This is a genomic window from Acinetobacter sp. GN11, from assembly GCF_054823985.1.
This window is the reverse complement of sequence record NZ_JRVL01000167.1, coordinates 1-15,313: the sequence shown is the minus strand read 5'-3', so window position 1 is coordinate 15,313 and position 15,313 is coordinate 1. Positions and strand designations below refer to the sequence as shown.

General features: G+C 40.4%; 12 protein-coding genes. 7 read left to right on the top strand and 5 right to left on the bottom strand.

Annotated elements, in window-relative coordinates:
- Positions 1 to 51: 51 nt before the first annotated feature.
- Positions 52 to 636 carry a type II secretion system major pseudopilin GspG gene (gene gspG, locus NL42_RS14430; protein WP_461313261.1) on the bottom strand — a complete coding sequence of 195 codons (585 nt, stop codon included), beginning with the start codon at positions 634 to 636 and terminating at the stop codon, positions 52 to 54.
- 23 nt (positions 637 to 659) lie between these two features.
- A complete protein-coding gene (gspF, locus tag NL42_RS14425; RefSeq protein ID WP_461313260.1) occupies positions 660 to 1,865 on the bottom strand; it encodes a type II secretion system inner membrane protein GspF in 1,206 nt (401 codons plus the stop codon).
- Between the two features lie 148 nt (positions 1,866 to 2,013).
- On the opposite strand from gspF, the gene NL42_RS14420 reads away from it, so the two are divergent.
- The 6 genes from NL42_RS14420 (at position 2,014) to NL42_RS14395 (ending at position 9,395) form a co-directional block, all read left to right on the top strand.
- Positions 2,014 to 4,242, top strand: a complete 2,229-nt coding sequence (locus NL42_RS14420; protein ID WP_461313259.1) for a primosomal protein N' — start codon at positions 2,014 to 2,016, stop codon at positions 4,240 to 4,242.
- A 76-nt stretch (positions 4,243 to 4,318) separates the two neighbouring features.
- Positions 4,319 to 6,163, top strand: a complete 1,845-nt coding sequence (locus tag NL42_RS14415; RefSeq protein ID WP_461313258.1) for a monovalent cation:proton antiporter-2 (CPA2) family protein — start codon at positions 4,319 to 4,321, stop codon at positions 6,161 to 6,163.
- Between the two features lie 163 nt (positions 6,164 to 6,326).
- Positions 6,327 to 7,202: an Hsp33 family molecular chaperone HslO gene (gene hslO / locus NL42_RS14410; RefSeq protein ID WP_016139409.1), complete on the top strand. Its 876-nt coding sequence runs from the start codon at positions 6,327 to 6,329 to the stop codon at positions 7,200 to 7,202.
- Positions 7,203 to 7,339: 137 nt separating this feature from the next.
- The gene (locus NL42_RS14405; RefSeq protein ID WP_004794957.1) at positions 7,340 to 7,951 is read left to right on the top strand and encodes a LysE family translocator; all 612 of its coding nucleotides are present in this window, start codon (positions 7,340 to 7,342) and stop codon (positions 7,949 to 7,951) included.
- Positions 7,952 to 8,097: 146 nt separating this feature from the next.
- Positions 8,098 to 9,054 (top strand): DnaJ C-terminal domain-containing protein, encoded by a 957-nt coding sequence (locus tag NL42_RS14400; RefSeq protein ID WP_461313257.1) that lies wholly within the window; start codon positions 8,098 to 8,100, stop codon positions 9,052 to 9,054.
- 11 nt (positions 9,055 to 9,065) lie between these two features.
- The gene (locus NL42_RS14395; protein ID WP_045436891.1) at positions 9,066 to 9,395 is read left to right on the top strand and encodes a chaperone modulator CbpM; all 330 of its coding nucleotides are present in this window, start codon (positions 9,066 to 9,068) and stop codon (positions 9,393 to 9,395) included.
- 246 nt (positions 9,396 to 9,641) lie between these two features.
- On the opposite strand, the gene NL42_RS14390 is transcribed toward NL42_RS14395, so the two are convergent.
- The 3 genes from NL42_RS14390 to rpsO all read right to left on the bottom strand — a co-directional run bounded on the left by NL42_RS14390 (position 9,642) and on the right by rpsO (position 13,554).
- Positions 9,642 to 10,853, bottom strand: a complete 1,212-nt coding sequence (locus NL42_RS14390) for a magnesium transporter CorA family protein (RefSeq protein WP_461313256.1) — start codon at positions 10,851 to 10,853, stop codon at positions 9,642 to 9,644.
- A gap of 85 nt (positions 10,854 to 10,938) precedes the next feature.
- The gene (gene pnp / locus NL42_RS14385; protein WP_198496563.1) at positions 10,939 to 13,026 is read right to left on the bottom strand and encodes a polyribonucleotide nucleotidyltransferase; all 2,088 of its coding nucleotides are present in this window, start codon (positions 13,024 to 13,026) and stop codon (positions 10,939 to 10,941) included.
- Positions 13,027 to 13,284: 258 nt separating this feature from the next.
- The gene (gene rpsO / locus NL42_RS14380) at positions 13,285 to 13,554 is read right to left on the bottom strand and encodes a 30S ribosomal protein S15 (protein ID WP_002114951.1); all 270 of its coding nucleotides are present in this window, start codon (positions 13,552 to 13,554) and stop codon (positions 13,285 to 13,287) included.
- Between the two features lie 210 nt (positions 13,555 to 13,764).
- Between rpsO and NL42_RS14375 the strand changes: the two genes are divergently transcribed.
- Positions 13,765 to 15,063, top strand: coding sequence for a serine hydrolase domain-containing protein (locus NL42_RS14375; protein ID WP_461313255.1), 1,299 nt, complete (start codon positions 13,765 to 13,767; stop codon positions 15,061 to 15,063).
- Positions 15,064 to 15,313: the final 250 nt, after the last annotated feature.

Here is a 15,313-nt window from a genome sequence, read left to right as displayed (position 1 = left end):
TTTACCAGTTTATCTTTTTAAACGAATTGATAATCTCCATTATATTTTCAATTAAGGTTGGTAATAAATATCTGCATCATTACCTTCACCGCCCTCTTTGCCATCTGCTCCAAATGAGTACAAATCAAAAGCTCGACCATCTGCACCTGGAATTACATATTGAACATCATTTTTCCAACTATCTTTAGGATAACCACCTTTAACATATCCACCCGGCATCCAGTTTTTTGCTGTAGCAGGCTGATTCACTAAAGCATCCAGTCCGCCTTCTTGCATGGTTGGGAAATGACCGTTATCGAGCTTGTACTGATCTAAAGCACCAGCTACACCTTTTAATGTAATTTGAGTAGTATCAATTTTTGCTTTTTCACTACGCCCCATAACATTTGGTACGATGAGCGCTGCTAACACGCCTAAAATTACAATCACGACCATGACTTCAATGAGGGTAAAGCCTGAGGCACGTTTCATCCGAACACCGTTCGAACGTGCCGCAAGTCCGAAAGCTACGCTTGAGGAGCAAACATCTGATGCAGAGCTATGCTCGGAATGGTACGTTGGCTCAAACTGATTTGAAACTGCAGATTCACTATGTTGTTCCATCGCTGTTTCGCTTTGAATATTTTTTACTTTCATCATTATCTCTAATATCAAAGTTATTAAATCATATTGTTCATATTTACGATTGGTAGCATAACCGCGATTACAATAACCAGTACAATGCTTGCCATTAGAACCAGCATAAGTGGTTCAAGTAATGCCAGTAAGGTTGAAATAAATGTTGTAACCTCACGGTCTTGCATGGTCGATGCACGTTCTAACATGCGATCCAGTTCGCCTGATGCCTCACCACTTCGAATCATTTGTACCATCATTGGTGGGAAATAACCACTGCGCTCAAGCTGTGTACTCAAGTTACCACCTTCTGTCACACGCTCAGCTGCATGGGCAATTGAATCGCGTATGACCCAGTTACTGGTCACTGCTGCACCAATTTTTAAGGCATCCACCAAAGGCACGCCAGAACGCGTCAAAATAGATAAGGTACTGGCAAATCGTGCAGAATTAATACCACGTGACAGTTTACCGAATAATGGCAATTTGAGTGTTAATCGATCAAAAGCATAATGCCCAGCTGTTGTTTTTAAAAACCGAACAAAAGCGACAATTCCCACAACTGCAAAAATAATAATAAATACCCACGCATGACGAATAAAATCGCTCGCTTTCATTAAAGCGACCGTAATCCACGGTAGAGCATCTTTGTTTTGATCAAAGGTTTTAACAATTTCTGGCACAACAAAAGTCATTAAGCCCATCACAATAGCAAATGACATCAGCATTAAAATGATCGGGTAAATCATGGCACCCTGAACTTTTTTTTGCATTGCAAAACGATTTTCGGTGTAATCCGAGAGCTGATCTAAAATCAGATCTAAATGCCCCGAACGTTCACCTGCAGCGACTGTTGCAATATAGAGGTCTGGAAAACGTCCAGATTGCTGCATACCTTGAGCCAATGAGTGTCCTTCCATGACTCGCGAACGAACAGACGATAAAAGATTTTGTACATGCGCTTTTTCACTTTGCTTGCTCACCGCACGTAAAGCTTCTTCTAAAGGAATTGCGGCTGCAACCAAAACAGAAAGTTGTCTGGTCATAAGTGCCAAATCATAGGCACTGAACTTTTTTTGAAATAACCCCTGACTCTGATGTTTATCTTTTTGTTCAACAGGGTCAACGCTAATTGGTGTCCATGCTTTATCGCGTAATTGTTGGCGAATCTGGCGTGCTGAGTCTCCCTCAAGCACTCCTTTTTGCTGCTTCCCTGAAGCATCAATGGCAGTAAATTGATATGCAGGCATGGTAATGTTCTAATTTTCCAAAAATAATAGTCGCTGCTGTTGCATCTATGCTACGCAATCATTCATATTCGTTCTATAGCCTGTGTAGAATACCCAAGTCCTCTTCACGACGCTATGCCGTTTTTTAAAATTGACGAAATGAGCCTCTATGACCATAACGCCAAAGCCTGATTCAGTTGTTTATCGTGTGCGTGTAGCCGTACCTGTGCATCTGTACGACACTTTTGACTATACACTCACCGAAGCACAATATGAACGGGCTCAAGTAGGCTCACGTGTCGCTATTTCATTTGGGCGACAAAACCTAATTGGTATCATTACTGAAAAAGTAAATCCACATGAGCCATTTACGGGTAAATTTCAACTTAAAGCCATTTCTGAACTTTTAGATGAAGAACCTATTTTAGATGAACAAGTTTTAAGTTTATTGACATGGTCCGCACAATATTACCAATTTCCAGTTGGCGAGGTCATGCAAACCGCCCTTCCGGCTATACTGCGTCAGGGCAAACCGATGGATGTTTTGTTCCATCTCTGGAAAATTATTCCATGCGACAATGTTGAGGTACTGCTTAAACGTTCAGTAAAGCAACAAGATGCTTATCAGATTTTAAAGTTACATCCTGCGGGAACAACAGAGAACATTCTCAATTTAAGTGGTGTAGAAACTGCAACACTTAAAGCGCTAGAAAAGAAAGGTTTGGTTGAATGTACGCTTGAACCACACGACTTTAGCCCTACACCTGTTCAATTGGCACAAATGCCGCTCACGCTAAATGAAGACCAAAAGCAAGCAACCCAACAGGTTATTAAAGCACAGCATCAATACCAAGCTTTTTTGCTAGATGGCTTAACAGGTAGCGGCAAAACCGAAGTTTATCTACACATCATGCACGAGGTGCTAAAGCAAGGTAAACAAGTACTGGTTTTGGTGCCTGAAATTGGTTTAACCCCTCAAACTATTTCCCGTTTTAAGTCTCGTTTTAATTGTGATATTGCTTTATTGCACTCTGGCTTAAATGATTCTAAACGCCTGCAAGCATGGCAACAGGCACAGACCGGAAAAGCGTCTATTATTTTAGGAACACGCTCTGCCATCTATACACCGCTGCCACGTTTGGGCTTAATCATTTTAGATGAAGAGCATGACCTGTCTTATAAACAGCAAGAAGGCTTCCGTTACCATGCACGTGATGTTGCGCTGTACCGAGGACACTTACAAAGCTGCCCTGTAATTTTAGGTTCGGCAACACCAAGTATTGATAGCTATCACTTAGTGGAAACTGGCAAATTAACATCACTGCAACTCAACAAACGTGCTGGACATGCACTTTTGCCTAAAATGCATTTGATTGATCTTAAAATTGTCAAAAAACAGCACGGCATTAGCCAGCCCCTTATTGAACAAATCAAACATACATTAGCTAGAAAAGAACAGGTTTTAATCTTTTTAAACCGTCGTGGCTATGCGCCTGTACTGGTTTGTGAAAGCTGTGGATGGCAAGCCAATTGTCCACATTGTGATGCACATTTTACTTTGCACACCCAACCTTATTCTTATTTACATTGCCACCACTGCGGAACCATTCACCGCTTACCCGATCATTGCCCTGAGTGTCAGCAAAAAAGCTTAAAAACTTTAGGTGCAGGAACAGCTAAAGTTGAAGAACACTTACAAGAATTATTTCCAGATCATGATGTGATTCGGGTCGATCGTGACAGTACCAGTCGTGTCGGGAGTTGGCAAAAAATCTATGACCGTATTCATCAAAACAAACCAACAATTTTACTCGGCACTCAAATGTTGGCGAAAGGCCACCATTTTCCACATGTCACCTTAGTTGCCATTTTAGATATTGATGCAGGTTTACTCAGTGTAGATATTCGTGCGCCAGAACGTACGGCGCAGTTGATTGTACAAGTCGCTGGTCGTGCAGGTCGTGGTGAACACAAAGGTCATGTTTATTTACAAACCTTAAGGCCTGATCACCCACTACTAACCACACTCATCGAAAAAGATTATCGCGCGGTTGCCAAACAAACGTTGGCTGAACGTAAAGTTGCTTTGCTGCCGCCTTATCGCTATGCAGTACTGATACGTGCAGAATCCAAAGATCGTGACTATACCTTACAATTTTTAAATGAAGCTGCCGAGCAACTTCGTCAAGTGGCTGGTGAGATTGTTGATATTTGGGGGCCTATTCCAGCGCCGATGGAACGTAAAGCGGGACGCTACCGTGCCCACATGGTGATTTTATCTGCCGACCGTGCTCGCCTACATTTTTACTTAAGACAATGGTGGTCTCAATTGGTTCATGCCCCAAGACAGCATCAACTCAGGCTATCAATTGATGTCGATCCGCAAGAATTTAATTAGATGATTTGAATATCATGGTGTGAAGAAGCCTTTTTGGCTTTACACTTAAAAGAGACTAATACATTCGAGGCAATGAATGTCATTCCTACTGCAAGCAACAATCTTTCTTGGAGCTTCTCTGATTTTAGTCCCTCTTGGCAAACGCCTAGGGATAGCAACAGTTTTAGGTTATTTATTTACAGGAATACTTCTAGGTCCTAGTGTTTTAAATATTGCACATGACCCTGAAGCAATTATGGAACTTGCCGAATTCGGTGTCATTTTATTGATGTTCCTGATTGGTTTAGAACTAAGACCACAGCGGTTGTGGGAAATGCGTGACTCTATTTTTGTAATGGGAAGTCTGCAAGTCCTCATTAGCGGTGGCGTACTTATGCTAATCATACTATTACTCTTTGAGCAGCAGCTTTCTGTTAGCTTTGTCATTGGTTTTGCCCTTGCGCTATCTTCTACCGCTTTTGTATTACAGCTTCTGACTGAAAAGCAGCAACTCAACACAACTTATGGTCAGCAGTCTTTTTCGATTTTGCTCTTTCAAGATATAGCGGCTATTCCCTTACTTGCCATCATTCCATTATTGGCAGGAACAGAATCAACCCATCACGGGATTGCTTATTTTGCAGCTATTATTGCGACCTTTACGGGCTTGTTTCTGTTTAGTCGCTATGTGATGCGTCCATTCTTCCGTTTTGTTGCCAAAAGTGGAGCGACTGAACTTATTACAGCAGTAGGATTATTTATTATTCTTGCCGTTGTCTTGCTCATGGATACTTTAGGAATTAGCACCACGTTAGGCGCGTTCCTCACAGGTGTATTATTAGCAGATTCAGAATTTCGTCACGAAGTTGAAGCGAGTATTGCGCCGTTTAAAGGTTTACTACTTGGCTTATTCTTTATGACCGTGGGTATGACCACTCAACTGTCACTACTGATTGAAATGCCTTTACTTATTATTGGTGGAGCAGTCGGCTTATTGCTCATCAAAACACTAATATTGACTGCCATTGCCCGCTATAAAAAATACAGTTGGAACAATAGTTTGCTTTTGGGCACTTGCTTGGCACAAGGTGGTGAATTTGCTTTTGTAATTCTAAGTCTTGCAAAAAGTGAAAAGATTTTAACGGAAGCTCTATTAGAGCCAGTGACCCTTATTGTGACTTTGTCGATGGTACTCACACCAGTGATTTACTGGATTATGGCAACTAAGGTCATTCCTCTGTTTAATAAAGAACGTCCACCTGAGTACGATGAGATTCCTCAGCAAGATAACCCAATTATCATTGCTGGTTTTGGTCGATTTGGACAAATTATTGCGCGTATTGCCCGCCTGCAACATTTGGGCTTTACCGCAATAGACAACAATCTTCATCAAGTGGACTTTGTTCGTCGTTACGGCGGTAAGCTTTATTATGGTGATGTGACCCAACCAGATTTACTGCGTTCTGCAGGTATTGAAAAAGCCAAAGTATTTATTTTAGCGATTGATGATGTTGAAGATTCGATGAATGTCGCGCGCCATCTCAGATTAAATTATCCAAACTTAAAGTTATTGGCTCGTGCTCGTGACCGCCATCATGTACATCTTTTAAGAGATTTAGGCGTGGAATACATTTGGCGTGAGACATATTTATCTTCATTAGGTATGGCTTATCGCGCCTTGCGAGAACTCGGCATCTCTGATGAACAGGCCTATAACAATATCGAAATTTTTCGGGATTATGATGAGAAATTGCTCATACAGCAGCAAAGTATTTATACTGATGAACAGAAGATCTTTGAAACACATCGTAATGCCTTAGCCGAACTTGAGCATTTGTTTGAAAGTGATGCGCAGCAACAGGCCACATCAAAGCACGATGTGAATTTAAAGCGTCATTTACAACCAAATCGCATCGACATTACACGAGATCATCTAGAATAACTTGAGATTTCAAAAAATGGCTATATTAAGGACTTATTCACATTGCCTAAATAATTGGACAATGGGCACAAAGCTGCCCCTGTCCCGCTTGCGGCTTCGCTGCATTTCCTAAGCTTGATTAAAACGAAATAGTTATACTCTGCTTAGGGCCCTGGAGAATATTATGTCTGATTTACGCCAACGCTTTTATATTGAGAACTTTCCAGTTCGTGGGGAAGTAGTTCATCTAGAAGAGGCACTACAAACTATCTTAGCTCAACGTGACTATATGCCTGCGGTTAAAATTCTGCTAGGTGAAATGTTGAGTGCGACTGCATTACTTGCAAGTACACTAAAAATCAAAGGCCGTATCAGCTTGCAAATCCAGGCTAGCGGCACCTTTAAGTGGGCAATGGCTGAATGTAATCATTTAGGTGAAGTTCGTGCTCTAGCGGATTACGAAACGGATCCACGCTTCATTGAAGCAACAGACAGCAGCACAGTTCTCGGCGCTTTAGTTAATCCAGTTTTATTTATTAATATTGAACCGGAATTTGGCGAGCGTTATCAAGGGATTGTGCCTCTTGACCAAGTCACCTTAGCCGGTTGCCTCATGCAGTATTACGACTTATCTGCACAAATTCCAACTCGAATTGTGTTAGCGAGTACGACCAAACGCTCTGGTGGTTTACTCATTCAGCTTTTACCACGCCACAATGAAGAAGAGCAAAAATTAGTCGATGAAGATTTATGGCCACGCTTGACCATGTTGACCGAAACATTAAAAGCGGAAGAGCTCACCAATTTAGATGCAAATGAAATCTTATATCGTTTATATAACGAAGAAGAAGTTCGGTTACCAGAAATTGAAGCGCTAAAATTTGGCTGTACATGTTCAAAAGAACGCTGTGCACATGCGCTGATCCAAATTGGTGTAGACGCTGTTCATGAAACGTTAGAAGAACAGAACCCGATTCGTATGGATTGCCAGTTCTGTAATACTCAATACACCTTTACTGCTGAAGAAGCTTTAGCGTTATTTGGTGAGCATTTGAGTTAATCTTCAAAATTTATAAAAAGGCGGATATACCGCCTTTTTATTTGTCTGTACTTTTGATGATAATTTTCAATATCTTATTTTAAATAAGATAATATAAGGCTACTTTATAGCCTAATAAATAAGACACTCAAAACGCCATGAATTATTTTGATTATTTTCTCTTTATTTTTAGTGTAGTTATCATGATTGCGACCCCTGGGCCTGTCATGATTTTAGTTGCCAGCGCCGGACTTAAAGGAGGGTATAAAAAAGCTCTCGAAACCATTTTTGGGACAAATTTAGCATCTCTTGTCTTAATTTTTATTTCAGTGCTCGTTTTAAAGGGAGTGCTCAGTGTTAACGATAGTTATCTCAATATCATTCGTATTTTAGGCTGTCTATATATTGGTTATTTAGGTTTCAGCATTCTCAAAGAAGTGATTCAAGCCCCTCACCCAGAAGCGATACAAACAGTTTCAGCACAAAATGGCGGCTTTAAAAAAGGCTTCCTTGTCGGTATTTCAAACCCTAAAGATATTATTTTTTTCTCGGCTTTCTTTCCGCAATTTGTCTCTATTACACCCCAATTAAATTTAAGTCTAACCATCCTCACCCTGACATGGATTGTTTTAGACTTTCTGACTTTATCTTTGGTTTATATATTCTTCCGCCGTCTTTCTAACAGTCATTTATATCCAAAAATATTAGGCCTATGTGGTTTATTACTTTTACTTATTGCCCTTTACGGCTTATATCAAAGTTTCATCTAAATCATGAGAGGTATATACCTCATTTATCTATGCCTCTTCCTCTCGATTTTATTTTGGAATAGAACAACTCTTATACAATCTAGCTTATTGAAAACTTTAAAAATCGTTTCATAATGAAATAAACCACACCATCGTGATAAAACATTATGGCAAAAAATTATTATGAAGAATTAGGGGTTACACGCAAAGCCTCTGCTGATGAAATTAAAAAAGCTTATCGAAAATTAGCTCGTAAATATCATCCTGACATTAGCAAAGAAAAAGATGCAGAAGAAAAGATGCAGGCAATTAATGTTGCCTACGACACCTTAAGCAATGCAGAAAAAAAAGCTGAATATGACCAGATGTTAGATCATCCTCAAGGTTTCAATAACTTTGGTCAGGGCGCTGCGCAAGGCGGTTTTGATGGAGCACAATTTTATCGCCAAGGTTTTACAGGTGGTGAGCAAGCAGACTTTAGCGGTTTTGAAGATTTATTTGGGCGCTTTGGTGCAGGATTTGGTGGTGGTCAGCAGCAACACCAAAGACAACAGCGTAGTTATCGCGGTGAAGACCAACATGCCAGCATAGAAATCGATCTTGATATTGCCTATCAGGGATCAACTCAACAAATTACCCTGCAAATCCCGACCATTAATGCTTATGGCGAGCCTGAAGTTCAACGCAAAACCTTGCAGGTAAAAATACCAAAAGGTATGAAAGAAGGTCAGCAAATTCGCTTAAGTGGACAAGGACAAAGTGGTATCAATGGCGGTGCCAACGGCGATCTTTATATTGAAATTCAGTACAAAGACACAGACCGCGTCCATGTTGAAGGTAGTGATGTATATTTAACTGTAGATGTGGCTCCGTGGGAAGCTGCGTTAGGTCAGGGTATTGAAGTAAAAACACCAGCTGGACCTTTAAACGTCAATTTACCTCACAATGCAAAACAAGGACAACAGCTACGTTTAAAAGACAAAGGGATACCAAATAAAACGCCAGGCCATCTCTATTTAATTTTAAATATTGTATTCCCACCCGCACATTCTGAAAAAGAAAAACAAGCTTATCAGCAACTGGCTGAAGCCTTCGCTTCATTCGAACCTCGTTCATCTCATTAGGGAGCAAGATCATGACAACCATTCATTATCGCGAAATTGTATATGACGGCCATACCTTTAGTGCGGAGGTCGTTGATGAACAATCTACATTTGACTTGCAACAATTTGCTCAAGCTTGTGGTCAAAGCCCTGACTGGATTATTCAGCTAATTGAATATGATATTTTATCGGTCAATACCGCACCTGAAACCCATCAGTTTATGGGCGAAGATGTCTCTCGTGCCCGCAAAGCTTATCGTCTACAACGTGACTTTGACGCAAGTTTGGCAGCAGTTGCGGTGATGTTAGATTTGATTGATGAAGTACAACAACTTAGAAAACAGTTGAAGCATTTTCATTGAGGAATAGTATTAATACAGCATAAAACCCTAGTTGAAATCTGATAGTCGGGAAAGCCATCTGCAACCTGCGTGGTATCAATCAGATAGTGCTTTTGTAATACTGTTATTTAAAAATAAGTATTGAACAGGTTTTGCAGATGGCAATGGTTTTGCCTACTTTTGCCGAAACAAAAGTAGGTCGAACCGAAGGTTAATGACTATATTAAATAACAACTCAGCAAGACCCCGACGTGCAAAAATAAAAATTTATTTCAACCGAGTAATCTTTTCTAATTCCTTCACAGTCTGTTTAATCGGCTCATATTCCAAAAACCAAAACAAATTCATCCGATCTTGACGATGCTGTTGAGCCAGTAAATCAATCACACTTTTTTCACCACGCCCAACCATGTGCTGTCGATAAAAATAGTACAACAGAAAAATCGTACTAATTAGCATGGCACCCAACATAATCCAGAAACCAACCGGTGATTTAAGACCAGGAATAAATTCAAAATTCATTCCATAAATGCCCGTTAAAAGGGTAAGCGGCGCAAAGACTGCCGTGATAATCGCAAGAATCCGCATGTTTTCATTGGTTTGGTTTGCAATTGCCGAGAAATGCAAATCAATCGCCGACTGAATTGCACTACGTAATCGCAAAGTATGTTTCTGAATCCGTTCCACATGACTCATTAAATCGTTTAAACGAACCAGTAAAATATCTTGAGAATTATGGATGTGACTGCCAACGACATGATGGTAATTTTCTACAATTTCATCCCGAAACTCTTGAAGGGTTTCGATTTGTTCTTCACATAAATTTTCGACCTGTTGAAAGGCCATATTCTCATGGAACAACTGGTGCCATTGTTTAAAACGGCGATTACCCTGTAACAATTGTTGCTGCCAATGCTCGACTCTTCTCGTTAATGGTGAGCGAATATCAAGATAACCATCAACCATACTATTTAACAGACGTAACGATAAATCGACGGGGGAATTCGGTAATTTACGGGTTTTGTTTTGTTCTTCTAACGTTTTACATAAAATATTTTCGAGACGTTGAATATAGTTTTCAATCGACTTATTCCCCTGCTCGCGCACACTAATCAGCACATCAGGCGTTAAAATAAAACTAATAGGTGTCGTCGCTAAACCAAAAACACTATCTTGTGATTCTGCATGTTTAATTTCATCATCAGGTGTGACCAGCTTCTTAAAAATTAATAGGTCATATTCTTCAAGCGTATCAAATGCACAGGGATGTTCTATATTGGCAATATCCCGCATATGAAATTCATTAATAACTACGCCTGAAAGCTTTTGAATCTCGTGTTGCCACTCTTCGTTATGGTTAACCACATCCGTTCTGACACTATCAATCCAGAAAAACTCCAGAACATGTTCACTATGCTGTTCACGGCTTAAAAAGACATAGCCGTCGCTTTGATGGCGATAAAAATAATAAACCTGCATACCACAACGATCTGTTTTTGTATTACTTGCATCATGCCATAAAAAAAGTCCGCATCAAGCGGACTTTTTCATGTCACTAGAACAATTATGCTTGTTCAATGTCTTTCATAGTCAATTTAATACGACCACGATTATCAACATCAGCAACTTGTACTTTAACTTCCTGACCTTCTTTAAGAACATCAGTTACGTTCGCAATACGTTCATTTGAAATTTGCGAAATGTGAAGAAGACCGTCAGTACCCGGCATGATGTTTACAAACGCACCGAATTCTACAATACGGATTACTTTACCGTCATAGATCTTACCTGGTTCAACTTCAGCAGTAAGTGCTTGAATTTTTGCAATCGCAGCACGAGCAGCAGCTTTAGTTTCACCAAATACACGAACTGTACCATTGTCTTCAATATCAATTGCAGCTTTAGTTTCTTCAGTAATGGCACGAATCGTTGCACCGCCTTTACCAATAACATCACGGATCTTGTCTGGATTGATGTTAATGACTTCAAATGTCGGTGCATGAGCGCTGATTTCAGGACGAGCACGTGAAATGACTTTATTCATTTCGTTAAGGATGTGCATACGACCAGCAAATGCTTGGTTTAATGCAACTTCCATAATTTCTTCAGTAATACCTTCAATCTTGATGTCCATTTGAAGTGCAGTAATACCGTTTTCAGAACCTGCTACTTTAAAGTCCATGTCGCCTAAGTGATCTTCATCACCCAAGATGTCAGAAAGTACTGCAAAACGCTCACCTTCTTTTACTAAGCCCATTGCGATACCAGCAACTGGTGCTTTAAGTGGAACACCCGCATCCATAAGAGATAATGACGCACCACATACAGAAGCCATTGAAGATGAACCGTTAGATTCAGTAATGTCAGATACAATACGAATAACATACGGGAAGCGGTCAGCAGCAGGAAGAACTGCTTGAACACCACGACGTGCTAAACGGCCATGGCCAATTTCACGACGTTTAGGACCAGATTCACGACCAGTTTCACCTACAGAGTATGCAGGGAAGTTGTAGTGCAACATGAAGTTGTCAGTTTTCGTACCTGACAATGTATCAACCATTAGTGCATCACGAGTATTACCCAAAGTTGTTGTTACCAACGCTTGAGTTTCACCACGTGTAAATAATGCAGAACCGTGAGCACGGTCTAATACACCAACTTGAACGTCGATACCACGAACAGTTTTAGTATCACGGCCATCAATACGTGGTTTACCTGACAAGATGTTGTCACGTACTGTACGGTATTTAAGTTCTTCAAATAATTCGTTTACTTCGTCAGCAATACCAGTTTCGTCATTTTCAGGAACGAACTGAGCTACAGCTTCTGCATAAAGTGCATCAAGTGCTGCATAACGATCTTGTTTAACCGCAATCGTATATGCTTCAGAAATTTTAGCTTCGAAAGCTGCTTTTAATTGCTCAAGAAGAGCTTCGTTTTTGCTTGGAGCAACCCAAGTTGATTCAACTGCACCAGCAGCAGCAGCAAATTCTTTAATTGCTTGAACAGCAATTTGCATTTCGTCATGACCGAAAAGTACAGCACCTAACATTTGGTCTTCTGAAAGTTCTTTCGCTTCAGATTCAACCATCAGTACCGCAGATTCAGTACCCGCAACCACAAGATCAAGATCACTTTCTTTCAATTGTTCGTGGGTTGGGTTAAGAATGTATTCGCCGTTGATTAAACCAACACGTGCGCCTGCAATTGGACCACGGAATGGAACATCTGCAATTGACATTGCAGCTGAAGCACCGATCATTGCAGCAATGTCAGCATCCATAGTCTTATCAGAAGAAACAACAGTCGCTGTCACTTGGATTTCGTTATAGAAACCTTCTGGGAACAATGGACGAATTGGACGGTCAATAAGACGTGAAATTAAAGTTTCAGCTTCAGACTGACGACCTTCACGCTTACCGTAACCACCAGGGATACGACCCGCAGCATATTGTTTTTCTTGATAGTTCACTGTTAACGGGAAGAAGTCCTGACCCGCTTTTGCTTTAGGTTGAGCAACTACTGCAACTAAAACAGTTACGCCGCCCATTGTAACTAAAACTGTATTTGCTTGACGTGCAACACGACCTGTTTCTAAAACAACAGTGTGTTGACCATATTGGAATTCTTTACGAACGATATTAAACATTGACATGTATTGTATTTTCCTAATTTTATTCTAGTGAGACCCCTAAGGTTTGGCATTCAGACTACACCGATTGGTAGATAAATGACAAAGCTTAGAAGCCATCACACTAGGCCAAAAATTTTAAATAATATTAAACGCAAAGAAGGAGCGCACAAGCGCCCCTTCTAAACATCACTTAACCTAAAATTAAGTGAAACTCTCTTTTCAGCGATAAAGCATTGCGACATGCGAAATAGCGAAAACAAAGTGAAAATCGAATTAACGACGTAAACCTAAAGCACCGATCAAAGCAGTGTAACGACCGTGGTCTTTACCATTTAAATAGTCAAGCAATTTACGACGTTGGTTAACCATACGAATCAAACCACGACGGCTGTGATGGTCGTGTTTGTGAGCTTTAAAGTGACCTTGTAAATCATTGATTTGAGCAGTCAATAAAGCTACTTGTACTTCTGGTGAACCAGTGTCATTTTCAGCGCGAGCAAATTTAGCAATGATCTCTGCGCGGTCTGCATTAGTTAAAGCCATTCGATTTCTCCGAGATGCTTAAAAAAGTTAACGATATGAATCAGTTGAGGCAACTGACTGCCGTGCATCACTACAGCAAGTTGTCTATTTTAAGGTATCTATAGGTGGATTGCAAAATTGTTTTCAGTAACTTGTCATTTTAGACACTGACACGAGCATATTAACCCTGCACACTACCTTTGAATAAAAAGAAAGAAGCGCGAGGGACGTGTGAAAATTTTTTCAACCAACACTTGTCCAGTACCGGACAATATTGAGCAAGTTATTCGTCGTCAAGATAAGGTTGCTGCTGAACAGGGTGGAATGACTGAACGCCAGATTCAAAAAATCTGGAACAGTATAGAAGCACTATATAAAACTGGAAATTATCCACTCATTACCTTCTGCTTACGTAGACAAGGTAAAATTTTGCTCAACAGAAGCATTGGATATGCTCAAGGGAACTCTCCGGCGGGACTACAAGAGAATGCCCTGATTGCGACTCCAGATACACCCGTTTGTCTGTTTTCAGCATCGAAGATGATTACCGCTATGTTAATTCATCTATTAGATGAAAAAGGTGAAATCAATTTGCTTGATCCTGTGAGCTACTATATTCCCGAATATGGTGTTAACGGTAAGCGTCGTGCGACGATCTTTCATTTATTAGCACATCGTGGTGGCATTCCCTATATTGATGGCGATGTCACGCCCGAGCTTCTATTTGATAAAGATGAAATTTTAAAACGTTTATATGCTGCCAAACCTGTGTCTCCTGCTGGTAACCATCTTGCCTATCATGCGGTGACGGCGGGTTATATTTTAGGAGAAGTCATTGAACGGGTGACGGGGCAAGATTTACGTGAATTTGTACATGAGACTATCGAAAAACCGATGGGAATGCCTTATTTCAATTATGGTTTAAAGCCAGAGTACCGCTCAGAAGTTGCCTTAAATTGTGCAACAGGTCTACACCCTCGCCTTGGCACCGATCACTACCTCAACCATGTATTAGGTGGAGGGTTGCAACTTGCAGTTGATGTCACTAACGATAACCGTTTTATGGACACAATTTGTCCCGCTGGAAACATCTATACCAGTGCAGAACAAGCTGGACGTTTCTTTGAAATGCTTTTAAGTGGAGGAAGCTATGGCGGTCAGCAAATCTTCAGTGAGAAAACGATTTTCAGGGCAACACTACCGACCACAGGCGTTAATATTGATCGTACTTTATTGATTCCAATGCGCTATGCATTAGGTCCAATGTTAGGCAGCAATCCAGTTGGTTTATTTGGCCCAATGACGGGGCAAGCTTTTGGCCACTTAGGGTTCTCCAATATTTTATGTTGGGCCGACCCTGAAAGAGATATTAGTGTTTCTCTGTTAACAACGGGCAAATCTGTAGTAGGAACACACCTTCCAGCTTTAGCCAACTTGCTTTATCAGATTTCAACTCAATGCCCACGTATTCCTAGAGATCAACGCCGATCTTTGTTTGGTAGCGACTCTCATGAAACGAACTTAGTGTAAACAAATAAAAAACCCAAGCATTTCTGCTTGGGTTTTTTGCGCTGTAGTTTTTGTTTATCGTGTTATTTCTGTTTTTATTATCGTTAGTGAGATGCTAGTCACATCCTTCTTGTTGTTTTAACTCACTTCCAGTGTCTTTGTTTCTATTTCCTTATGTGATGTATTGTGACACATCCAATTATGAAGAAAAGTAGTATTTTTCTTATCATCATGTAAGCAAAAACGTACAGGTCTGTCTAATATTTAATAG